General features: G+C 69.1%; 16 protein-coding genes and 1 tRNA gene. 11 read left to right on the forward strand and 6 right to left on the reverse strand.

The window, feature by feature from the left end:
• Positions 1-39 precede the first annotated feature (39 nt).
• The 5 genes from OB08_RS12765 to OB08_RS12785 all read left to right on the forward strand — a co-directional run bounded on the left by OB08_RS12765 (position 40) and on the right by OB08_RS12785 (position 13,036).
• Entirely contained in the window at positions 40-6,885 is a 6,846-nt protein-coding gene (locus tag OB08_RS12765) for a DUF6603 domain-containing protein (RefSeq protein ID WP_461475294.1), read from the forward strand.
• Positions 6,885-10,598: a hypothetical protein gene (locus OB08_RS12770; protein ID WP_461475296.1), complete on the forward strand. Its 3,714-nt coding sequence runs from the start codon at positions 6,885-6,887 to the stop codon at positions 10,596-10,598. The genes OB08_RS12765 and OB08_RS12770 overlap by 1 nt, the downstream gene beginning before the upstream one ends.
• 152 nt (positions 10,599-10,750) lie before the next feature.
• A complete protein-coding gene (locus tag OB08_RS12775; protein ID WP_461475298.1) occupies positions 10,751-11,338 on the forward strand; it encodes a LysE family translocator in 588 nt (195 codons plus the stop codon).
• 89 nt (positions 11,339-11,427) lie between these two features.
• Positions 11,428-11,518: transfer RNA gene (locus OB08_RS12780), tRNA-Ser, on the forward strand.
• Positions 11,519-11,917: 399 nt separating this feature from the next.
• Positions 11,918-13,036 carry a Fic family protein gene (locus OB08_RS12785; RefSeq protein WP_461475300.1) on the forward strand — a complete coding sequence of 373 codons (1,119 nt, stop codon included), beginning with the start codon at positions 11,918-11,920 and terminating at the stop codon, positions 13,034-13,036.
• 34 nt (positions 13,037-13,070) lie between these two features.
• Here OB08_RS12785 and OB08_RS12790 read toward each other — a convergent pair whose 3' ends face one another.
• Together OB08_RS12790 and OB08_RS12795 are read right to left on the reverse strand one after the other, a co-directional pair.
• On the reverse strand, positions 13,071-14,207 hold the full coding sequence (locus OB08_RS12790; RefSeq protein ID WP_461475302.1) for a tyrosine-type recombinase/integrase: 1,137 nt from the start codon (positions 14,205-14,207) through the stop codon (positions 13,071-13,073).
• A complete protein-coding gene (locus OB08_RS12795; RefSeq protein WP_461475304.1) occupies positions 14,200-14,796 on the reverse strand; it encodes a hypothetical protein in 597 nt (198 codons plus the stop codon). Before OB08_RS12795 ends, OB08_RS12790 begins: the two co-directional genes overlap by 8 nt.
• A gap of 111 nt (positions 14,797-14,907) precedes the next feature.
• On the opposite strand from OB08_RS12795, the gene OB08_RS12800 reads away from it, so the two are divergent.
• The 4 genes from OB08_RS12800 (at position 14,908) to OB08_RS12815 (ending at position 16,922) form a co-directional block, all read left to right on the forward strand.
• A complete protein-coding gene (locus OB08_RS12800) occupies positions 14,908-15,135 on the forward strand; it encodes a helix-turn-helix domain-containing protein (RefSeq protein WP_461475306.1) in 228 nt (75 codons plus the stop codon).
• Positions 15,136-15,138: 3 nt separating this feature from the next.
• A complete protein-coding gene (locus OB08_RS12805; RefSeq protein WP_461475307.1) occupies positions 15,139-15,393 on the forward strand; it encodes a glutaredoxin family protein in 255 nt (84 codons plus the stop codon).
• Positions 15,394-16,431: 1,038 nt separating this feature from the next.
• Positions 16,432-16,686 carry a hypothetical protein gene (locus OB08_RS12810; RefSeq protein WP_461475309.1) on the forward strand — a complete coding sequence of 85 codons (255 nt, stop codon included), beginning with the start codon at positions 16,432-16,434 and terminating at the stop codon, positions 16,684-16,686.
• Positions 16,687-16,709: 23 nt separating this feature from the next.
• Complete coding sequence (locus OB08_RS12815; RefSeq protein WP_461475311.1) at positions 16,710-16,922, forward strand: hypothetical protein; 213 nt, start codon at positions 16,710-16,712, stop codon at positions 16,920-16,922.
• 11 nt (positions 16,923-16,933) lie between these two features.
• Here the strand turns inward: OB08_RS12815 and OB08_RS12820 are convergent, their stop codons facing one another.
• The 3 genes from OB08_RS12820 to OB08_RS12830 all read right to left on the reverse strand — a co-directional run bounded on the left by OB08_RS12820 (position 16,934) and on the right by OB08_RS12830 (position 20,347).
• Complete coding sequence (locus tag OB08_RS12820; RefSeq protein WP_461475313.1) at positions 16,934-17,485, reverse strand: recombinase family protein; 552 nt, start codon at positions 17,483-17,485, stop codon at positions 16,934-16,936.
• Positions 17,482-18,642 (reverse strand): zeta toxin family protein, encoded by a 1,161-nt coding sequence (locus OB08_RS12825; RefSeq protein WP_461475314.1) that lies wholly within the window; start codon positions 18,640-18,642, stop codon positions 17,482-17,484. The genes OB08_RS12820 and OB08_RS12825 overlap by 4 nt, the downstream gene beginning before the upstream one ends.
• Before the next feature lie 469 nt (positions 18,643-19,111).
• A complete protein-coding gene (locus tag OB08_RS12830; protein WP_461475316.1) occupies positions 19,112-20,347 on the reverse strand; it encodes an IS110 family RNA-guided transposase in 1,236 nt (411 codons plus the stop codon).
• A gap of 699 nt (positions 20,348-21,046) precedes the next feature.
• Between OB08_RS12830 and OB08_RS12835 the strand changes: the two genes are divergently transcribed.
• Positions 21,047-21,286, forward strand: a complete 240-nt coding sequence (locus OB08_RS12835) for a hypothetical protein (RefSeq protein WP_461475318.1) — start codon at positions 21,047-21,049, stop codon at positions 21,284-21,286.
• Here OB08_RS12835 and OB08_RS12840 read toward each other — a convergent pair.
• A complete protein-coding gene (locus OB08_RS12840) occupies positions 21,265-21,666 on the reverse strand; it encodes a hypothetical protein (RefSeq protein WP_461475320.1) in 402 nt (133 codons plus the stop codon). The genes OB08_RS12835 and OB08_RS12840 overlap by 22 nt on opposite strands.
• Positions 21,667-21,857: 191 nt before the next feature.
• Here OB08_RS12840 and OB08_RS12845 point away from each other — a divergent pair, with 191 nt between their 5' ends.
• Positions 21,858-22,595, forward strand: a complete 738-nt coding sequence (locus tag OB08_RS12845; protein ID WP_461475322.1) for an NYN domain-containing protein — start codon at positions 21,858-21,860, stop codon at positions 22,593-22,595.
• Positions 22,596-22,666: the final 71 nt, after the last annotated feature.

Raw genomic sequence — 22,666 nt, forward strand, 5'->3', positions numbered from 1 at the left:
GGTCGCTCCTTCGGTGATCCATCCTGCGGAAAGGGCGCCATGAGCCTCTGGGACACACTGTCCGGAGCCGGCGGCGGTGCGGATCGGCTGCGCCCGCTGCTCGAGCAGATGACCGGTGCGGTCACGACCTCGACCGAGACCGACGAGTTCGGCACGTGGGATGTCACCTCGGTGACGCAGAGCGTGACGAGCATCCCCGGCCTCGACCTCACGACCGGCGGGCTCGGGGGCGGCGGCTCCGTGCTGCAGCTGCGGGATCCGAACGTCACCGTCGCGGTGGGCGAGCTGCAGGCGCCCGCATCGGGGTGGCGCGTCGTGATCACGGCGCCGCTCGCGGCGATCAGGGTGCCCGGCCTCGTCGGTGCGAAGCTCGACGCCCAGGGGCAGCTGATCCCCGATCCGGCGTTCCCGGACGTCTCCTTCGTCATCCCGCAGCTGCGCGTGCGCGTCATGCAGCTCGCCGGGCAGTCGGTCGCCGTGAAGCTGCTGTCGTCGGCGACGAGCTCGGGCGGCGGCACGGAGGACATCTACGAGTTCGTGCGCATGGAACCGCCCTACGCGCTCATCGGGCCGGGGTCGACGGTCGGCTTCGCGTACCGCACGGCGGTGCTGGATCTGTCGGGGGAAGCGGCGCCGAGCGGCCTGCCGCCCGAGGCGCGCGTGCAGCCCGCCGCCTGGCAGGGGCTCTTCCTGCCCGAGGTGCGCCTGTTCGTCTCGCCGTCGGGACTGGAGGGCGTCGCCGTCAGCGCCGGCGTGCGCAACCTGTGGATCGGCGTGGGCGAGCACCAGGGCGTGACCGGCATCTTCGAGGCCGAGGTCGTCAACCGCGGCGGCTCGCCGCGCATCCATGTCAGCTTCCGCGGGCCGGGCGGCCGCTACATCGCCGACCCGGGCACGGGCACGGCGATGCTGCCCGAGAACTCCGAGATCGTCGTCGACACCGAGGGCGGCATCGCGCCGGTCACGACGTCGATCACGGTCGGTTCGAACGCCGCGGTCACCGACGACCGCGCTCCCGTCGTCACACCGGCGACCGGCACCATGACCGTCACGGTGACAGCCGACGACGCCGGCCCGGCCGCGGCGGTCGTGCGCACGATCACCGTCGCACGCGACACCACGGCCTCGGGCGGGTCGGGGCCGGGCGGGTCGACGACCGAGGTCAGGCCGACGCAGCGCGGCACGCACGTGATCATGAAGGAGAGCGAGACCGCGACGCACGTGACCGTGCGCCTCGAGCCCCGGCGCCTCGTGGCCTGGACCTGGAGCGGCGGCAGCTCGACCGGCGAGACCCTCACCGTGCCGGTCGCCGCCGGCTCACCCGTGTCGGTCACCGCGACGATTCCGGCCGGGGTCGCGCAGACGGCCGGATGCTGGTTCCTCTTCGACCGCCCGACCGCGGGCCAGCTGCCGCCGGCGCCCGTCCCCCCACCCGTGCCACCGCTGTCGGCCGAGGAGCAGACGCGCGAGGACGCGCGGCTGGCGTGGGCCGACAGCAACGCCGACATGCGCGACCGGCCGGCCTCCGGGCGCACGACGAGCGCGACCGCGGGCTCGTCCTTCGAGACCGCGATGACCGCCAGGGTGGCGCAGATCGGTGCGGGACAGTTCATCACCGTCGACGGGTACGCGTCGCACGAGGACCCGGGCTCCACCGCCCAGGACAGCCACAACCTCGCGCTGTCCCGCCGCCGCATGGAGGCCGCGATGCGCGCACTGCGCACGGCGGGCTTCACCAACGTGCAGGCGGGCACGGCGCACGGCTCGGCGTTCGCGAACTCGACGGCGACGATCCCCGGTCTGATGGACGGTGTCACGCCCCGGCCCGCCCGGGGCGCGGCCTACTGGTGGCTCGCCGTCGCGCGGTGGCAGCCGATGCCCGCGACCGAGGAGATCTGCCGCGCCGAGATCACGCGCACGGTGCTCCCGCCCGCACCGCGGACCGATCCCCGGCCGCCGCAGGCGCAGCGCCCCGACTGCTTCCGCAAGATCGGCGTGCGCGTCGAGATCGTGCGCGACACCCTCGTCCGGGCCGAGATCTACGGCGAGTTCGACATCGAGACTGCGGCGGAGTCGTCGCTCGCCCGTCGCGGCGAGAGCCCGCTCCGCTCGGGAGCGCGCAACCCGTCGGACGGGATCTGCCTCTTCCTCGTGCGCCTGCGCCTGAGCGAGGACCGCGCGGCGTGGGACGTGACGGCCGAGTTCCGCGCGGCCGACCAGGACCTCGACGGTCTCGCCCTCATGACCGAGGGCGAGGCGGACGCCAACACCCTCAACGTGCTCGGCGCGCTCGCCGTGATGGCGCCTCTCACGGCGAGCGCCGTCGAGCTCTCGCCCGCCGCCGGGGCGATCGTCGCGCTGGGCAGCGTCGCCCTCGGCGCCAGCGACGTGCTCCACACGCACGAGCTGATGCTGCGCGGCGGCGAGCTCGTGGTGTCGAGCGGTGTGCTCGGTCCGGACGGCATCACCGCGGCATCCGATCGCGGTGTGCAGATCAGCATCCTGCTGGATCTGGAGATCGCCTTCAGCTTCGATATCGAGCTCGTCCGGGTCGATCCGGCCAAGCCGATCAAGGCGCGGTACAAGGCGATCGGCGTGCGGTCGGAGTGGGGCACGGGTTCGACGCCCGTGGAGTACGTTCCGCTGCCGGTGTTCGACCCGAGCCGCGGCTACTCGCTCGACGTGCCGGCCGGTGCGCTCACGGCGACGCCGCCGCTCGACGAGATCCTGCGCATCCTCGGCTTCCGGGTGAGTCGCGACAATCCCACCTACCTCGAGGTGGAGGTGGGGCTCGGCGTCGATCTCGGCATCGTCAGCGTCGACGCGGTGCGCGTGCGCGTGCGGCTGGACGGACCGCCCCTCGACCTGCAGATCACGAAGCTGCGAGCGAGCATCGAGATCCCGGGCACGCTCCACGGCTCGGGGTCGCTCGAGTTCACGGAGTTCGGGTTCCGCGGCGCGTTCGACCTCACCGTCACCCCGGTCAACATCCGCGTCGCCGCCGTGCTGGCGGTCGAGCGCGACCCTGCCCGGGGCGTGACGGGCGTGCTCGTCGGCGGCAGGGTCGAGTTCCCCGTGCCGATCCTGCTCGGCAACTCGGGCCTGGGGATCTACGGGTTCATGGGCGGCATCGGCGTCAACTACAAGCGCGACGAGTCGCCCTTCGCGGGATCGCTCACGCCCGCCCTCGACTGGGTGATGGCGCAGTACCCGCGCACCGGCGAGGTCATGGCGCCGGAGGGATGGAGGCTCGAGCCGGGCGCGTTCGCCTTCGCGGCCGGCATCGCGGTCGGCACGGTCGACGGCGGCTTCACCGTGCACCTCGACGGGATCGTGCTGATCGAGCTGCCCGGCCCGCGGCTGCTGCTCATCATGAAGGCCGACGTGCTGAGCCTTCCGCCCGTCTTCGGCAGCAACCAGACGGCGACCTTCCTCGCGGTGCTCGACATCGACTTCGCCGCCGGCAAGATCCTCATCGGCATCGTCGCGGCCTACGAGATCGAGAGCATCCTGACGGTGCGCGTTCCGGTCACGGCAAGCTTCGAGACGGCGAATCCCGAGAACTGGTTCGTCGACCTCGGCCGCTACCCGGAGGCGGAGCGCGTCACGGTCTCGGTGCTCGACGTCATCCGCGGCAGCGGCTATCTGATGGTGCACGGCAACGGCATCAGCCTCGCCACGACCCCGCCGCTGTCGGTGCCGTCGGGTTTCGCCGTCGCCACGGGGTTCCACCTGCAGGCCGTGCTCATGGGCAGCAAGTCGATCGGCCTCTACCTCGAGGTCGCCGCCGGCTTCGACGCGATCCTCGGACTCGACCCGTTCTACCTGGCCGGCCTCATCTACGTGCGGGGCGAGCTGCGCCTGTGGATCGTGGGCATCTCGGCCAGCGCGACGCTCGAGGTGCAGGTCGGCACGCGCACGAATCCCGACGGCACGATCACCCAGGAGCCGTACGTCCACGGTGAGGTGTGCGGCAGCGTGGACTTCTTCTTCTTCTCGGTCAAGGGGTGCGTGAGCCTCACGATCGGCGGGCCGCCGACGCCCACACCCACGCCGCGCGAGCTCGTCGCGGGAGTCTCGCTCATCTCGAGGACCCCTGCGAAGGTCGAGGGCACCGGGGCCGGCGACGTCATCGACGGCAAGCTCGGCGACGCCGCCCGGCAGGGCACGGCCGAGCCGGTCCCGGTCGTGCCGATCGACGCCATCCCGCTCATCGCCTTCCACACGGCGCCGCAGATGAACGGCGGTCCCGGCGGCACAGACGTCGAGATCCTCGGTGAGCCGCCGGTGAACCTGCCGGCGGGCGGCCCGAACTTCTGGACGCGCATCGGCGACCGCTGGTGGCGGTACCGCGTCAACGCGATCACGCTCACCGGCGGCATCGGCCCGGGCGACGCCCCCAGCACGTGGATCAAGCCGCTCGCCGCCACCGGCCCGCACGCCGGTCCGACGCTGGCTCTGCTCGACTGGCTGCCGACGGCGACGCCGACCGCCGTTCCCTACGGCGAGAATCTCGTCGAGACCGTGCGGCACCAGTGGGGGAGCGTGTGCTCGCAGGGTGCGCCGCCCGCACGCATCCTGTGGACCTTCCACGACAGCCCCGACGGCCCGAGCGACGACGGCTGGCGGCTCACCGGCGTGGCGTGGCCCGACCCGCCCGGCACCGTGCGCACCCAGGCCGCCGATCTGCGCGTGCGCGTGATCGAGCTGTGGCGCATCCGTCCGCGCGTCGATCTCGTGCAGGGCACCGCGCCGGCGATCGTCATCGGCGACCAGGTGCTCTGCTTCGATCCCGCCGCCGACCCCGTCGACCCGCGCGATCCCTTCGGGCGCTGGGATGGCCTGCCGCCCACCACGTTCAGCGCCGGCGCGTTCGCGAGCGGCGTCTCGCTCGCCGAGGCGGCGGAGTACCTGAGCGACGGAGGGTCGCTCCACGATCTCGGCGCGGTCGCCCAGCGCAACGGTTGGGAAGCCCAGGCGGCCGCGCCGGTCGACGACGGACGGCGAGCGCCGGTGCGCCGCCGGCGGGGGAAGAGCGGATGCCGCGGCGCCGTGCTCCGCTCGCCGTACCGCGACCTCGATCAGCCGGCCCCGTGGGGCACCGAAGACGAGCAGCTCCTGGTCAAGAGGGCGTGGGAGGAGACCGGGTTCCGCCCGCACGAGCTGGGCGATGCTGTCGCGTTCGTCCGCGACGACGACACCTTCGTGGCCTTCCACGCACTGCTGCTCGTCGACGAGCGCGGGCTCAACGACGGGGTCGTGCTGCGGTGCGAGGCCGCCGACGGCACGACCCTCGACGAGCGCCCGGTGAACGCGTCCGACATGCTCGGCGGCGCCCACCGCCTGCCGGACGAGTGGGTCGAGCCCGGCGGTCCGTGGGCGGATCCGGTGTGGCGCGCGGGGGTGATCGCCGGGCGGCTGCGTCAGGGCGGGCGCCTGCTGCTTCCGGTCTTCGTGCCCCTCAAGAGCGTGCCGGACGGGACATCCCGCGTCGTGATCGGCCGCCGCCGCGACGGCGGGCAGAAGCAGTTCAGCGATCCGTTCGTGGTCGTCGCGGCGACGGGAGCTTTCGCCAGTGAGCGCGAGCGCCACGAGTGGGACGAGCTGACCATCGACCGCGATAGGACCGCGCTGTCCAACGCCCTCTCCAAAGGCGCCGACGATGTCGCGCTGCTGCATCCCGGCACCGACTACACGATCGCGGTGACGTGGGAGGCGACCAGCAAGGAGGGCGAGGCGCAGCCCGGCACGGGTGACGACGGCGACGGCTGGAACCCGGTCGGCACGCCGCAGACGTTCGCCTTCCGCACGGCCGGTGCCGCCCCGATCGACCTCGACCCGTGGATCACGAGCACCTCGCCGAGCATGGACGAGGTGGGCGTCTTCACTAGCGAGAAGGTGCGGATCGTCTTCGCGACGCAGCGCGTGACGGGGCTCTTCGATGCGTACGGCCGCGAGCTGCGGGTGACCGTGCGCGCGGCATCCGGCGACCATCCCGCCCCTCCGGGCGGCGGCTCACCCGCCGACGGGGTGGTCCTCCCGCTCGATCCCGACGGCGTCATCGCGACCCTCGAGAGCGCCGACGGGGTGCTCAAGCCGTGGCACACGGCCGTGCTCGAGGTGATCGGCGAGGACGGCCTCGACTGCGTGAACGTCGACGAGGACGCCACCAACGTGTACACGACGACGCTCGAGTACGACTTCGAGCCCCTGACCGACTACCTCGTCGACGTGCACAGCGTCGTCAAGGGAACCGGCGCCGACCCGGTCCTCGTGCACCGCGTCGGATTCACGACGTCGCGGTTCCGTGACACGCCTGATCTCGCCGCCCTCACCTCGGGAGCAGTCGTCGAGCATCGCGCGGTCACCGACTTCTCGGCCATCACCGCGCTCGCCGACCAGCCCACAGGCGCCGCCGTCGACGACGCCCTCCAGCGTGCGGGCCTCGACGTCGAGCCGGTGCCCGACTGGCCGCGGACGCGGGTGCTGTGGAGCACGGATGCCACACCCCAGCCTCTCGCGGTGGTCGTCGAGGGCAGCGAGCCGATGTGGCGCACCCGCACAGTGCCGACGTGGATCGAGGCGCCGCCGGACGCTCCCGATCCGAGTCACGGCTATTGGGCCGGACGCCCGGGCGAGTGGCTCGTGCTGCGCAACGACGCCACTCCGCCCGCCACCGGCGACCTGCCGCGGGCGACGGTGCAGCGGATCATCCGCGGGCCGGGCGGCACGCGGGCGATCGCGATCCTCGGCCCCTCCGCGCGTGGCTGCGAGGCGCGCTTCGCCCTGGTGCACCGCGACGTCATGCCGACGACCACGACCGAGACCGCGACGACCGCCGTCCGGGTCGATCTGCAGCGGGCGCCCTGGGAGGTGGAGGACTGATGGCACGCATCGCCGATCCGTTCCGCATGCGGGCGCAGGCCGTCGAGATCGACTGGACCCGCGTCGCGCGGGAGCGTGAGCAGTTCCTCGGGGAGAAGGTCGACTGGGAGCGCGTGAAGCGCCGCTCGGGCGATGTGCGCGTCGTGTGGGCCTGCTCCGCCGAGCTCGGCGTGCCGCACGGCCCCTTCATGGTGTGGCGGCGTCCGGTCTCTCAGCGACGCAAGCCCGAGCGCGTCGACGCCGAGGTGACCGGCACGACGGACGGACTGCGCCTCGGCTGGGGCGGGGTCGACGCCGGACGCGTCGTCGTGCACTGCCAGCCGCTCGACCCCGCACGACCGGTGGGCCTCTTCCTCTACCGAGTCGGTCGCGACGGGCTGGCCGGCAGCGTCGGCGCCGCCGCGCAGCGCGTCGCCGCGGGTGCAGCGGCGCAGTTCGACCTGCGCACCGGCGGAGCGACGTGGGCCCTGCTCGTCAACGGTCACTCGCCGTCCGTCGCCATCACGACTCTGCACGACATCGTCAACGCCGACGACTGGAAGCCCCTCGAACTCGTCGGGCTGCCGGCCGACGATCCGCTCGGCGACTACGACACCGGCGACCAGGGGTGGGTCGATGCGCCCCGCCGCCCGGTCGACGCCGCGCTGCACCGGCTCACCCGGGGCGCGCCGCCGCTCGGCTGGGACGGCCTGACCCCCGCGGGCGTGCAGGCCCCGGCGTGGGAGGAGCCCGACCCGCCCTCGCTCGTCGAGGAGGTGCGCAAGTTCGTCTTCCCCGCGATCGAGGCGCTCTACGACCCGGGTCTGCCCGAGTTCGGCCAGATGCAGACCGAGGCGTGGATGCCGACGACCGCTCCGCACGTCGACGAGGCCTCGACCTCGTCGCTCGACGCGAACGCCGACGTGCGGCCCTGGGCGGTGCTCGGCCTGACGGCGCAGGTCGACCCGTTCCTGAATCTCGCGACCGGGTTCGGGTCGGTGTACTCGGTGGAGCGGTTCGACGACGACCAGATTCCTATCGGCGGCGACGAACTGCTCATCACGGCGAAGTACGGCAACGTGCTCGCACCGGGGGAGCAGGTCGTCGAAGGTCAGCCGCTGCCGGGCGGGATGGGCTCGGCGGAGTTCGCCGCGTACGCACCCCGCGGCGCACGGCTGACGCAGGTGCCGTCGCCCAGTCAGCTCACAGCGACGCGCGCCGGGCTGGTCGAACCGCGGCAGCCCGACGAGGCGTGGGGGGAGAGCATCCGGCTCTCGCACAAGCGCGCGCTCGCCTCGGCCATGCTCGGCACGCCCACGCAGCAGGCGGCCATCGTCTCGGACGCGGGCGCCCCGGTCGCCGACGCGATCATCGAGCGTCGCGTTCCGCAGGGCTGGCGCACGGTCGCGATCTCGCCGGATGCTCCGCAGGGCCAGCCCGGATTCGACCGGGCCTCGCTCATGCACGCGCCCGCCGTGATCCCGCTGGGCAGCGGCGGACGGTCGGTGCGCTACGGCATGGCCGTCGCCGACGTGTTCGGGGTGTGGTCGCCCTGGCGCGATATCGCGTACGCGGGGAACGAGCCCGAGCCCGAGCTGCCGGCGATCATCACGGCGAAGCTCGACACCCGGTACGCGGGTTCCGCTGCGGCGCCGACGACGCTCGAGGTCGACGTCGCCTCCGAGTGGTCGGAGCGGCGGCCGTCGCGCATCGACGTGCGGGTCGTCTTCCATCCGGTCGCGCCTGCCCCCCCGGTGCCGTCGGTGCTGTCGCCGACCGGGGCGATGCCCGCGGGCGGATTCGCCCGTGACCTCGCGATCACGTTCGCCGGCGACACGCCCACCGGCGTCGGCTGCACGGTGATCGAGCTCAACGAGGAGGGCACCGCTCCGCTCGGCGGCGCGCCGCGCGGCTCGGCCCGGCGCTACCGGCTGACCGCGACCGTGCCGACGCTCGATTTCGCCACGGTCCGGCGGTGGGGCGCCGCACTGTGGGCGCGTCGCCACCTGCTCGCCGGACCGAGTCCGACGCCGTTCGGGGCGCAGACCGACATCCAGGCGGCGAGCCCCGTTCCGGTGCATCCACTCCCCCCGCCCCTGCTGCCCGACGTACCGCTCGCGAGCCTGCCCGACGCCTCCGGCTGCTCGCACGCGTCGGTGGCGTGGAGCCTGCCCGCCGGAGCCGACGCCCGCACCGCCGTCGTGTGGGAGTGCGCCGAGACCGCTCTGCGGCAGACGGCGGGGCTCTCGCCCCAGGCGGACCCGGCGCTGAGCCCGTCGGAGCGGCTCGTGGCGCTGCGCGCGGCATACGACGGTCTGACGCCCGACCGGCAGCGCGGTGCGTTCCGCCGGCTCGCCGAGGTCGACGCCGCGGCGCGCACGACCGACGTGACGCTGCCGCGCGGGTCGACCGACATCCACCTCTTCGCGGTCACCATCGTGTCGTCGACGGCGGTGGAGTCGCCGTGGCCTCAGGGCACCGGCGGCACGCAGCCGCACGAGCACCTGCGCGTGGTGATCGCGCCGAGGCTGAGCCGGCCGGAGCCGCCGGTGGTGCGCTCGTCGCCGGTCGCGACGACGACCGGCACTGAGGTGCTGCTGAACCTCGAAGCGGCCAGCTCGCTCCCCGTCGAACGGTTCCGGCTGCTGCGGACGCGCAGCGACCGCGCCGCCCTGCGCGCCGACACGATGGGGCCGGCGTTCGCCGAGGCGGTCGCGGCCGTGAAGCTCGACGGCACGACGCCCGTACGCGACGCGGTCACCGGGCACCTCGTCTACGAAGCACGGTGGCAGGGCGCGATGCCGCCGGCGTGGCAGCCGTGGCTCGTGCGCGCGATCGCGGTGCCCCAGGCGATCGAGCCGCAGCGCGCGGTGCGCGGCCTGCACTCGCCGCCGTCGGACGTCGTCTCGGTGCTCGCGGCGCCTGAGACGCCGCCGGTGCTCGAGGACCTGGTGTTCGCTGAGACGGATGCCGGGCACCTCGGTCTCGTGGTGCGTACGGCCACCACCGCGCCGATCGCCGCGGTCGGCCTCGGCGAGCACACGCTGCGCGCCGTCGTGACGGGAGCCGGACCGGCGCCGATCTCGATCGGGCCTTTCTCTCTCGCATCGTTGACCGAGACGGCGCTGAGCGCGGCGCCCGGCGGCGCGGCCGTCTTCGAGCGCGGGGCGCGGTCGGCGGGTCGGTCGCCTCTAGCGCTGTGGTTCTCGAGAGCGGATGCCGCGGCATCCGTCACCGTCGACATCACGATCACCGACCCGCGCGGCCGCAGCACCACCCGCTCGATGACGATCCCCGGGTGGACGCCCCCGCCCCCGCCGCCGGCTGCCACGCTCGATCTCATCGGGATCACGCCGCGGTCTCTGACCGGGGTGGTGGTCGTCGTCGCGACGGATGCGGCGCTCGACCAGCCGTACCGGCTGCGGGTCGTCGCCGCGCGGGGCCGCGGCCGAGATCCGTTCCGGCGTCCGCGGGATCCTTTCGAGCGGCCGCGTCCGTTCCCTCCGGGACCGATCCTGCGGGGGTTGAACGCCGAGGTGGAGCTGGCGGCGGTGCCGACCGCGCCGCGACCGCCGCTGGTGGAGGGGACGATCTCATTCCGCCGGGTGCGGCGCGTCGGCCGGTTCATCGGCTCGACCGTCGAGATCGGCGTGCCGCTCGGCGCGCCGGTGCAGGTGGTGGTGACGCTGATCGCGCCGGACGGCGCCGAGATCTCGGTCACGGCGGAGTTGTAGGGCCGTTAGGCTGTGCGCCAATCGCCGTCGGGCGGTCGCCGTTAGCCCGCCGCCCTTTTGCCAGTCGCACTTTCTCCATCGCCCTTTGCCCGTCGTTCGGAGGCTCGCCCGGGGACATCACGACCCTGCTCGCATTCGCGCTGGCCGCCGTCGTGGCGATCGCCATTCCCGGCCCGACCGTGCTGCTCGCCCTCGCGAACGGGTCGCGCTACGGCGTGCGGCGCGCGACGTTCGGCATGCTCGGCGCCGTCGCCTCGGACATCGTGCTGGTGGTGGCCGTGGGCGTCGGCCTGGGTGCGCTGCTCATGGCCAGCGAGACGGCGTTCACGGTGATCAAGTGGGTCGGGGTCGCCTACCTGGCGTTCCTCGGAGTGCGGATGATCCTCTCACGCGGCGCGCTGCTGCACGACGATCCGGCCGCCGATCCCCGCGGGGCGCGAGGAGCGATCTTCACGAAGAGCTTCCTCGTGGCCGTGACGAATCCCAAGGGGTACCTCTTCGTCGGCGCGCTCCTGCCGCAGTTCATCGTGCCCGGATCACCGGCGCTGCCCCAGTACATCGTCATCGGCATCGTGTTCTGCGCGCTGGACTTCGCGATCATGTTCGCCTACGCGCTGCTCGGCTCGCAGGCCGTCCGTCTGCTCAAGCGGAGGGGCGCCGTGTGGATCGAGCGCGTCTGCGGCGGCATCCTGCTCGCACTCGCCGCGTGGCTCGCGGGCGCTCGCCGCGCCGTGGCGTGAAGGGTCGCCGTGGCCGAGCGCTGCAGCGCCTTGGGGCGTGCGCCCGCCTCGATTGGCGGGTTCGCTCGACGTGACGTAAACTCTTCGGCGGTGACGTGTCCGAGCGGCCGAAGGTGCAACTCTCGAAAAGTTGTGTAGGGTAACCCCCTACCGTGGGTTCAAATCCCACCGTCACCGCCATAGACAAGCCCCGCGAACCCTTGGAAACAGGGGGATCGCGGGGCTCTCTTCTTGCCCGGAAACGCCAGGTGTGAACAAAGCGTGAACAATCACGTCCGACTCGTGTCTCCGGTCCGGCTGTGGACGGGAGAACGGTGACGTCTTGACGTCAGTCGTGATTCTCAACTTCGTTCACAGCGGGACTCGTACGTTCGTTCACAGTGGGACTCATGCGTTCGTTCGCAACTTGACTCACACGTTAGTTCACAGCGGGACTGACATGTTCGTTCATAACTTGACTCACATCATCGATCACGTCGTGACTCACAACGTGAGTAGCAACTTTGCACGTATGGAAAACCTGTAAAGAATCACGTCGAATCTTTACAGGTTTCCACGACGTGTAAGTACACTTACTGCATGGGTTGGTCCGCTGAGGTTCCGTACAACGAGCTCCCGTCGCTTCCCCCGACCGCAGAGTTCGAGACCAAGGCGGTTTTGCGAGCCACGATCGAAGCGCGTGCATCCATCGCGGCACTAGACCAAGCGGCCAGGCGCATGCCCAACCCGTCCGTATTGATCAACGCACTGCCCCTGCTTGAGGCGCAGGCGAGCTCGGAGATCGAGAACATCGTCACGACAACTGACGAGCTCTTCCGCTACGCCCAGGACCCGTCTGAGGCTGCGAGTCCGGATACCAAGGAGACGCTCCGATACAGAGCGGCCCTCTTCGCGGGTCTCGAGTCAGTCAGGACACGGCCGCTTTCGGTCTCGACGGCTGTCGAGGTCTGCACAATCATCCACCGACGCGACATGAACGTGAGGCGGCTACCCGGGACTTTCATCGGCAACCCGTCGACCAAGCGAGCAATCTACACGCCTCCGACTGGAGAACAGACGATCCGAGACAAGCTGGCTAACTGGGAGGCCTTCCTGCATGCCAGCGATGGGCTCGACCCACTTATAGTCATGGCGATCGCGCACTATCAGTTCGAGGCGATCCATCCGTTCGAGGATGGGAACGGCCGTACCGGTCGCATCCTCAACATCCTGTTCCTGGTCCACGCGGAGCTTCTACAAAATCCGATCCTCTACCTCTCGCGATACATCATTCAGCAGAAGGACGACTACTACCGGCTGCTCCTCGCGGTCACACGCGACCACGCGTGGGAGGAGTGGATCCTCTTCATGCTCGGCGGACTACGAGAGACCGCAGAGAACACTCTCCGGAAGGTTGACGAGATTCAACAACTCCAGAGTCAAGTCCGCGAGGACATCAGAGCTTTGACCAAGGCGGGCAGCAACTCGGACCTTCTGGACGTCCTCTTCGAGAACCCGTATTGCCGGATCGCGAACGTCGTAGAGCGTTGCGGTGTGTCGCGTCCGACCGCGACCGGATGGCTCAACGCATTGGTCGAAGGTGGCGTGCTGATGGACATCAAACTCGGCCGCGACCGGCTGTTCATCAACGCTCGATTCTTCGACGTGCTGAAGCGCTACGAACCATTGGAACAGCGCGCGGAGCTGACTCTCTTCTAGGACCGCTCCACCCTGAATTGGCCGGCACTCAGAATCAGCTCAACTCCGGTCCACCGACAGACGTAGGACCGATCGCCGGGAGAACGATCACCGACTGATGACGTGCCTGAGCAAGCGCAGCGGCAACGGCATCGAGGTCATCGTCGAAGAGGTCGGCATAGGTGTCGAGTGTCATCGCAGCGGAGGCATGTCCCAGCATTCGCTGCACGGCCTTTACGTTCGCGCCGGCGCTGATCGCCAGACTCGCGGCGGTGTGACGAAGATCATGGGGCGTCACGCGAGGAAAAGTGGAGTCCTCGGCACGGGCGCGCTTCACGGCGCCGGCAAACCATCCGTCCTTGGAGTTCGGGAGACGAAGCGGGGATTCACCCGAGCCGAAGAGGAAGTCGTCAGGCTGCTTCGCCAAGAACAGGATCCGGATGGTTGAGTCCAGGAAAGCCGGATACGGCGCTGAACGGCTCACATGCGACTTCGGAGTTCCGATGTGGAGCTCTCCTCCTACGAGAACAGCGTTCTGGTAAACGGTCACCCTCCTGCGGTTTAGGTCGACGTCGCGTAGCCGCAGACCAGTGGCCTCACCCCATCGAAGTCCCGTGTAGGAGAGGAAGAGCACGAGTTCTGGAACCCGTGCGTGGTGCGCTAGCCGGGCGACTTGGCGATGACTCAGATAGACCCTCGGCTTCGCCTGCTTCCTGGGCAGACGCACCCCGCGCGCGGGATTGTCGGGGATGCGTCGATCGCGCACGGCGATGTCCAGGATCGCGGCGAGGATGCCGTATGCCCGGATCACTGTGGTGGCGCCCCGAGTGCTTGTGAGTCGGGTCACCCAGGACCGAACATCGCTGTGTCGGATCGAGCCCACGGGCCGCACTCCCCATTCCGGTTGAACGTGGATCCGCCAGGCCGACTCCAACGGATGGATGGACGAGGGTTTCAAGACTGCCGTTTGATCCTCGATCCAGGTGGAGCCGAGCTCGTCTATCGTGATGCGGGCATCAGTCGGGTCGATGTAAGAATTGTCCGCGATCGAGGTGGTTACTGAGGCGAGGAACTTCTCTGCGTCGCGCTTGGTCTTGAAGCCGCGCTTCCCCGCTTGGCTGTTGTCCGGCTTGCGGTATCGAACGACGTATCGTTTGCCGCTTGGAGTCTGGTACGCGTGGATGCTACCCATCGGCCTTTCGGCCGGCGGCTGCTGTCATACCCTCGAGGCGTCCCGCAGCTCTCGCCTTCTGAGTCCAGTCTGATGCGGTGCGATGCGGGATTCCGAGCTCGTTCATGATCATTCGGAGCGGGGCTTGCCCGGAGAGGGCGCCAACGCCGTAGAGGATCTCGACGACGTCGAGACGGGCTTCGGATGATCCACGCTTGACCACATCCGTTGCGAGCCATTCGGGGATGAGGCGTCCGTCACGGGTGGAGAGCTCAGAGACGCTCAACCAGGCGGCGTCTGCGCCGTCATCGAGCGTAAGTGCGATGCATTGCGGTGCCGCCGTTTGCACGATCGCCTGCACAGTGACCTGGCGCAGCGTGTTCGCGTTCACCTCGACCGAGTCCACGGTGCTTGTGACAGCGACCGATGTCACGACATAGCGGCCTGTGGTGCGGATGTACTTCGCTTCGATGCGCGTCGCGAGGCCCGTCGTTTCATCTGTCGTGCTGGCAGCGAACCCTGGCGCGATGCGAAGCCCGGATCCCAGCGGCTGCACTGCCGCTGCTGCGGACATCGGGTTGCCATCGAGAGTCTTCACGTCGACCTTCACCTCCCCATTATGTCTAGTCGCGTCAGGGGTTCACGCTTTCCTCTTGACGAGTGTATCTCTAAATGCTTCACTCATGTCAAGTCGAGACGCAAGTACGCAACGGAGGTCGAGATGAGCACGCTGGATCACACGGTGACGCTGAGCCTTTCGCACACGTTCGTCACCCCGGCGCAGGTGGTCGCGATGCTTCCGGGCATCACCCTGCGCACGCTCTCGATGTGGCGCTACCGCCAGATCGGGCCGCCGTATCGAAAGCTCGGCGCCCGGATCGTCTACCCACTCGACGAACTGGACGACTGGGTCGAAGCGCGGGCCCACGGCTCTGATAGGAGGCGGTGAGTCATGACCAGCGTGACCGTCTACTCCGCAGGGCCGGCGTGCGTCCAGTGCACACAGACTTTCGAGCACCTCAAACGCCGCGGCGTTGACTTCACCAAGGTCGATCTGCGCACCAAGGTCGCGGCCCTTGAGTACGTCACCGATCAGCTTGGTTACTCGCAGGCGCCGGTTGTCGTCGTCGATGACGAGCCGGAGAACCACTGGTACGGATTCCGCCCGGACTTGATCGATCGCCTCTTCACGGGAGCGGTCAAATGAGCGACCGACGGCCGGACCACGAACATCCCGACCTGACGGCAGGTGACAACAGTCCCGGCGCCAAGGATGCAATGAGGGCGTGGCGGGAGCGGAATCGCGATCATCTCAGGGCATACAACGCGGCATGGCGGGAACGAAACCTAGAGCGCGCTCGGGAGCTGAACCGCCTTTACATGCGTCGACAGAGCCAGAAGAGGAAGCGCGAGGAGGAGAAGCGTGAGCGGCGACGTGCGTATGCCCGCGATTGGTACGCGCGAAATCGAGAGCGATACGGCAAGCAGCAACGAGAGTCGCGTGCACGCCGCAAGGCGGAAGACCCGGAAGCTTTCCGGGCGATGGCTGCCGCTCGGATGAAACGGTGGCGGGACAAGAATCGTGAGGCATACAACCAGAGCGTCCGCGACCGGCGCCGGGAGAACCCGGGCTCCCGCGTAGAAAGCTCCCGGCGATACTACGAGCAGAATCGTGAGCAGATCCTCGAGCGGGCGCGACAGCGGTATGCCGCCAATCATGAGACCGCGCGCGCGAAGGCGAACGCCTACGAGGCTCGGGAGCGGAGACGCCGCGAGGTGGGACTGCCCCCCAACCGGCTGCACGCCGTCCGGCCGACCGAGCGTGACGCGAATCAGCGAGCTGCAGACGAATTCTTCTCGCGCACCTTCGACCGGTGGGCTGTCTCCGACATGCGGCTTGGCGGCAAGGAACCTACTCCACCCCGACTCATCGCTGCATGGAAGCGGGATTGTCTCCGTGCACGCGCGGCTCATCACCAAGCGACCGCGGAACCTGCGACCCCACCCAGCGCCCGCGATGAACTGAGAAGCGCGCGACTTGCGGCGAAGGCAGCAGACGATGCCCGCCTGGACGCAATCGGAAGAGCAGTGAACGCGCGACTTCGAAACCAGCGCAGCAGCGCCGCGCTTCTGCCTGATCCCGGTGCTCCCCACCATTCCGGCGCGACCCCCAACAGTCCACACATCGCCCGCTGACAAGGCGGGCTCACAATTCAGCCGCAAGACTTCCCTCGAAAGGACCATCATGATCGACCGAGCACACACCGAAACCACGCTCTGGCGGACTGCGGTGTCGGCATTCAGCTACTACCCGACCAAGCACATCGACGAGCCCGGGTACGCCGTCGGCGAGGACATCGCATGGTGCCTCGAGCCGCTCAGCGACATCGACCATACCGAGCTTGCGCGGCTCTCGGATCTCGTGGCGACCGCAATCATGGACCCAACCGCACACCGAACTGCACTCACAAAGGAACTGGAACGCCTCGCCGATCGGTAGACGGCGCTGAGGAGGTCAAGGAAATGCTGACGTTCGAACTGACGGTGGCGGACATTGCCACCATCGCGCTGCCCTGCGCAGCGATCATCTTCGGGGTTGCCACACTGATCGCTGCTGTTCGTCGTCGGCTTCGCCGCGCCACGACCCTAGCCCTGATCTCCTCGGTCTGTGTGCTCGGGACGTTCGTCGCGGCCACCATCGCCGCTCACGTGGACGGACTCGTGACCCCCGTCTGACTCGCCCTCCGTTACGCCGGTACCGAGAGTGCGCGCTGCACGGCGCTCGGACTGACGCCGATGACGCGCGCAATGTGTGCAATCGAGCGGTGCTGGCGGCGCAACTCCTCCGCCACTGCGACGCGCTCGGGAGTCATCACCGACGGCCGGCCGGGACGCCGGCCGGCAGCCTCGGCTCGCAGCATCCCTTGACGTGTCCGCAAACCCGCCAGCCGTCGGCGGAGCCCCTCCAACGCGGCAAACACTTCCGCAGGATCGGCCACGCCGGCATCGGTGGACAGCGCGGGCTCGGCGAGCGAACGAAATCCGATGCCTCGACGACCCAAATCGGCGATCGTCTGAACGACTCGCGGAAGCGAGGATCCGAGCCGCGCCGCACTGGTCACCAGCAGGATGTCACCCGGCTCGAGCGAGCGCAGCGCGCTTCCGTCATCCAGGGGTGCCCCGACGGCACCAGCGTCGGTCAGAGTTGCCGTAGCACCGGCCCCGGCCAGGTTCTCGATGTCGATGGTGAGGTCTTCGCCCGGCCACCACGGTCGCGAGTATCCGACCAAGCGGCTCATCGCGAAGGCCCGTCGGCGGTCGCGGCTGGCGGCGTGGGAACGGCCGCGGCCGATCCGCGTGCCCGTTCCGGTGCAGCGTGTCGACGGAGCACAACGAGCTCGCTCGCGAGGCGACTCTCCAGGTCGCGGGTCACGACCGAGCCGACGGGGATCCGAAGGCTCGGCACGACCTCCCGGATCGCTGCCTCATGGAGCGCGACCAGATGCGGCGCCAGCTCCGGCAACGGCGATGAGGGCTGACGGGCGTACGCGGTTACTCGCTTCAGCTCGCTCAACCATTGCACCGTTTGGAGCGTGGACATTGGGGATCTGCTGGCTCGATTGAAGGCTCGGACCGCGGAATGTCCATCCACATGATCGGCGGCTACGCCACCGTCTCGGTCGAACACAGTCAGACGGGCCCCCACTGCCCCCGCGGTCGCCAGCAGTGCGCGCGCTTCTTCCAGATCGCGATCGTGCTGCTCGACGGGAACCAGCTCTGAGCGGCGCCTCACGCGGTCGCTCGACGCATACGCCGACGCCACCGCCAGGAGGCTCTCCGCACGCGCTGAAGCGACCACTGCGACATGCGTGCGGTATCCGACCTGACCGAATGTCGTCAGGATGCCTTCGGCCGCTGCCGCCGGTATGGGTCCGTCGAGGAGGAGCGAGAGTCGGTGTTCACGAGCGTGTCGCATGCAAGCGATCAGCCAAGAAGTCGACGTCGCGGCGACCCGGTCAGCGTCTGCGTCCTCGTCCTCCGCGCGCGGAACAAATGAACGAAGCAGGCTGGCCGAGATCACCGCCATCCCGTCCGCATCCTCCCTCAGGAGCGAGCTGATGGCACGATGACGGCCCGATCCAGTTTGCCCAATGAGGAGAACCAGGCGAGGTGCATCCGTCGGTCGCGTATCAGCGAAGACCGCCGGCAGGATCCGCTGCGCAAGAATTACTTGGGGGTGATCGCTCGTGCTTGCGGTCCCCGGGTGTGGGTCAGGTGCCGGACCGAGCGAATCGACAGTGGGGCGGTCGAATCCGTCTGCCTGCACGACGCTCGCGCGATGGGCCACGGCACGACTCAGATCGGAATCGGCCGCGAGGCCATCGTCTGCAGCGCCAAGAGCGGTGTCGTACGCGACGGCATCGCTGACTCGCCAGGCCGATGAATCGGGTCGCATCTAGCCTCCTGCCCCCAAGTCTATCGGCCATCCGAAAAGGCTCGTCGGCGCATTTCGATTCGCCACGCCGAGGCTCGCTGAGTCAAAGAGGGCTACCGCCTGAAGGCGGGGGTCCTCGCCGGCGGCTTCCTCCCCCTCCGACGGCGAGAGGATAGCGGGACGGAAACGACTCCGTTCCTGTCGCTCGCTATTTGCAGACTCCGCTCTTCGCTCCGCTCCGAGCTCCACTTAGCTTTCACGTCATGAGTCAAGGTCCGGCCTGGGCGTGGGCGCTCGGCCTGGGTGCGTTGTTGCGTCCAGGCTGGTGCGTGCGATGAAGTGCGTCGGCGTGGAGGCTGGGCCGTTGGGGTGTCGGCAGGCTGATCAGGCGCCGTGGTTCGGCAGGCTTTCGTATTCGCCGTGAGAGCGGCCCAGCGCGGACGGGCGGCAAGCTAAGTTGCGCCGTCGAGCGGCATAGCAATCGTGGCCGTCACCGTCCGCGGCTGAGCCTCCTTCGACGGTACGCCTGTTCATCAAAGGGTTGTTGGGTCACGAGCATCCGGTAGGCGAGGCGGCAGGCGGCGCGGGCCAGTGCAACGCGCGCCTGGATCGGGGCCATGCCGCGGGCGCGCAGCTGCGCGTTGCGTTCGGCGAAGGCGGGAGAATACATAGAGAGTCCCCACGCGATGCCCATGAGCGCGTCGCGGTGCTCGGCCAAACCTTGCCGGGAAATCCGTCCGCGTCGCCGCAGGGTGGCGGACTCGTAGAGCGCTGGTGCGAGACCCGTTGCAGAGTAGAGGTGCTCTGCGTCGGGGAACCGTGCGATGGGGAGGCTGTGCGCGGCGAACGCTGCTGCCCGGATCGAGCCGACGCCGGGCAGCGTGGTGAGGATCTGGCCGGCGCTGGGGGCGAGGAGCCGGGTGATGTCGGCCTCAAGGGCCGCGATGTCCTCCTGCAGGGTTCGGTAGCGCCGCATGTCGCGGCCCAGCCGTTCGGCGCGGGCGTGCGCATCGGGTGGCGGTGGAAGGCAACCACGCCAACGGTCCTGCCAGTACTGCGCGGTAGCGAGGGTGAGCCTGCCCGGCGCCCGGACGATCAGCGAGCGGACCGACGGTGGTCGGCCCGCAAACGTCACCGCGCACGCCAGGACGGCCTGACCGGTCGGCGATTCGATCGGGAGCGCGCGGCCGTGCGGTGCCGGCGCGGACAGACCCGGTGCGAGAGCGTTGAGCTGATCATGCAGACGCTGCTGCGCCTTCGTCCGGTCAGCGATCAGCCCTCGCCGGTGCCGGACAACAGCTCGCAGCTCGTCCACGGCGGTCTCCTCGGCCTGTGTCCGTCCGGCGCCCTGCCGAGCCAGGTAGGTGAGCGCCGCGCAGTCCCGGTCATCTGTTTTAAACCGGCCTGACCCGAGCTGGGTGCGGGCGGCTTTGGTCTCCGAGGGCGCGAACAGCCGCACCGACCCCGGATGCCGTCGCTCGAGCTCCGCAGCCCACGGCTGGTGCAAACTGCCGGTCGCCTCGATCGCGATCACGAGATGGCCATGCCCAGCCGCGTGCTCACTCATCGTGCGTTCCAGGGTCTGGATACCGGCGCGGGAGACCGGCATCGAGACCGGTTCAGCCACCGGGCCGTCGCCGTCACTGACCCAGACGCGGTTCATCACCTTCCCGGGATCGATCGCTACCACCAGAGTCGAAGGCGCCAAAGGCGCTTGGAGAAACATCACCGACCTCCTTCACCGCCAAACGGCGATCAAGGCCGCGTCACCGGCTGGACGCGCGAGTGATCACGACAGGCCATCGCCTCGACGGCCCATCCTCAGCCTGCGCTTGATGATGTCAATGTCGTTCATGCTCGCTGCGCTGCGCGTGCTCCACATTGACATCCCGGCGCTCCGGCCGTGGCTGGCCGCCTATCGAGCCGATGTCCCACCCATGACCTATCAGCAACCGCTCGCTCGGGCACTGCGTCATCCCCGACCCGCCTAGATCAGCCGATTGTCGGAGCGAGAGCGGAGTGCGAGGGATGGGAGATCGGATCTTTATGCGGGCGATGCGCGGGGGAGGGAGCTTGGGCGGTGCAGTGTCGCCGAGAGGTGCGGCTTTGGTCATGCCTTCCCGGCGAGGGTGTGACCAGATCAGGTTCGCGTAGATGGTGGCTCCGCCGACGAGTCCGGCGATGAGGAGTCCGAGAGCTGACTACACGATGACGCGCGTCCAGTCGATGTAGCGAGGTGATCGGGTGCCCGCGCCGATCCCGGCCGCGTCGGTCCAAGCCACGAACTCGTCGAATCGCATCGTCACTCGTGGAGGTCGTGCTGACGAGGAGTTTTGTGTCGGAGCTTGGGTCGGGGGTGCGTGTGGCCGGTCCTGCGGCTCGGGCTCGGCTGATTGGCTTGGGCGCTCGGTGGTTGGAAGGTCGAATGTGGTTTGCGGAGCGGATCGCTGGTGTAGCGGATGAGGATGTCGCGGGCTTCGCGTGCGCTGTTGAACTCGCGTCCAAGACGGGCGCGATCGTCGTGGTCAGCGCCCGGGTGCAGATCGGGGGGGAGCGCTCGCGCGCGGCGGCGGAAGGCGTCTCGGATCTCGTCGACCGTGGCGGCTGCGGTGACGCCGAGGTGTGCGCGGGCTTCGTCGAGCGTCATGCGAGCGCCGTCAGGTAACGCTGATACTCACGGGTGAGACGCTCCTGCTGGCCGTGCTGCGCCAGGACCGCGAACTGTGGGAGCAACTTCTTCGTTAGCCGCGCCTTGAGGGACTCGTGAACGATCAGCAGGGTGATCGAGCCCAAGGTGGCCGAGACGCGGACTCCCGAGAGCAGCGGTGAGGGACCGATGAACGCGGCACTGATCAGCGCGGCGAGGAACACGAGCGCGAGCACATTCGAGAGCCGTCCCCAAATGGCGATCGACCGGTAGTGCGCACCGGTGGTCTGCCACCAGAGTTTGTTCGGTGCCCAGAACTTCCACCCCTCGGGTGCGGTCGGGGTGCTCGGGGTTGGCGTCCAGTCTGCCGGGGGCAGCCAGAATGCGTTGTCGCGCACCCACCTGTCGGTCGGCGTTGGCCATCCGCTGGGCACGCGGAAGTCAGCGGGCACCCCAGCCACCGAATGCGCGTCCGCGTCCTGCCAACGGTGTCGTCCTCCCCAACAAACGGATCATCGTCGACGCCAGACTAGCGGCGCCGGGAGTTCACGATGCGGACGCGCGATCACACGCCTGCCATGCTGTGTTCGTGGCCCAGCAGAACGACCTCGTCGCCGTCCTCGTCGACGCAGACAACGTCTCTCCCGCACGCATCGGTGCGGTGATGACCGAGATCGCGCAGCACGGCACAGCATCCGTCAAGCGCGTATACGGCGACTGGACGAAACCGAGCCTCGCCAGCTGGAAGACAGCGGCAAGCGAGCACGTCATTCAACCCGTGCAGCAGTTCGCGAACACGGTCGGCAAGAATGCCACCGACAGTGCCCTGATCATCGACGCGATGGACCTGCTGTATACCGGCCGGTTCCAGTCGTTCTGCCTCGTCTCCAGTGACAGCGACTTCACCCGTCTCGCGTCCCGTACTCGCGAGAATGGCGTAACCGTCTACGGGTTCGGGGAGCGGAAGACGCCCGAAGCGTTCCGCAACGCTTGCGACCGGTTCACCTACCTCGACGTGCTCACCGAGCCGTCGACAGAGATCGCTGACACTGCCGCGCAGAAGTCCCGCACCTCGGCGGCGAAACTTCGCACCGACGGCCCCCTCGTGAGTGCGCTGCGCGCGGCGATCGGCGGTGCGTCCCTCGACGACGGATGGGCAGACCTCGCCGCTGTGGGCTCGCTCGTCCGCAAGCAACGACCCGACTTCGACTCACGCAACTGGGGATACGCGAAACTCTCCGATCTCGTGCGCGAGATTGGACTATTCGAAGTCGCACCGCGCCCAGGCGGCGGCGTGCGAGTCAAACTGACGCCGCCGAGGAAATAGACAAGGTGATCCGAATCGATCCCTGAGCGGGCCGCGCACGGCTGAGGCTCCTGGTCGTGCACCGCGTGTAA

Source organism: Microbacterium sp. HJ5, assembly GCF_054824025.1.

What these genes read in the sequence shown, in the direction of transcription:
- OB08_RS12765 (WP_461475294.1), top strand. Translation starts at nt 40, where the DNA reads ATGAGCCTCTGGGACACACTGTCCGGAGCCGGCGGCGGTGCGGATCGG.
- OB08_RS12835 (WP_461475318.1), top strand. Translation starts at nt 21,047, where the DNA reads ATGTGGTTTGCGGAGCGGATCGCTGGTGTAGCGGATGAGGATGTCGCG.
- OB08_RS12805 (WP_461475307.1), top strand. Translation starts at nt 15,139, where the DNA reads ATGACCAGCGTGACCGTCTACTCCGCAGGGCCGGCGTGCGTCCAGTGC.
- OB08_RS12820 (WP_461475313.1), bottom strand. Translation starts at nt 17,485, where the DNA reads ATGAGCCGCTTGGTCGGATACTCGCGACCGTGGTGGCCGGGCGAAGAC.
- OB08_RS12810 (WP_461475309.1), top strand. Translation starts at nt 16,432, where the DNA reads ATGATCGACCGAGCACACACCGAAACCACGCTCTGGCGGACTGCGGTG.
- OB08_RS12830 (WP_461475316.1), bottom strand. Translation starts at nt 20,347, where the DNA reads ATGTTTCTCCAAGCGCCTTTGGCGCCTTCGACTCTGGTGGTAGCGATC.
- OB08_RS12770 (WP_461475296.1), top strand. Translation starts at nt 6,885, where the DNA reads ATGGCACGCATCGCCGATCCGTTCCGCATGCGGGCGCAGGCCGTCGAG.
- OB08_RS12815 (WP_461475311.1), top strand. Translation starts at nt 16,710, where the DNA reads ATGCTGACGTTCGAACTGACGGTGGCGGACATTGCCACCATCGCGCTG.
- OB08_RS12790 (WP_461475302.1), bottom strand. Translation starts at nt 14,207, where the DNA reads ATGGGTAGCATCCACGCGTACCAGACTCCAAGCGGCAAACGATACGTC.
- OB08_RS12825 (WP_461475314.1), bottom strand. Translation starts at nt 18,642, where the DNA reads ATGCGACCCGATTCATCGGCCTGGCGAGTCAGCGATGCCGTCGCGTAC.
- OB08_RS12800 (WP_461475306.1), top strand. Translation starts at nt 14,908, where the DNA reads ATGAGCACGCTGGATCACACGGTGACGCTGAGCCTTTCGCACACGTTC.
- OB08_RS12785 (WP_461475300.1), top strand. Translation starts at nt 11,918, where the DNA reads ATGGGTTGGTCCGCTGAGGTTCCGTACAACGAGCTCCCGTCGCTTCCC.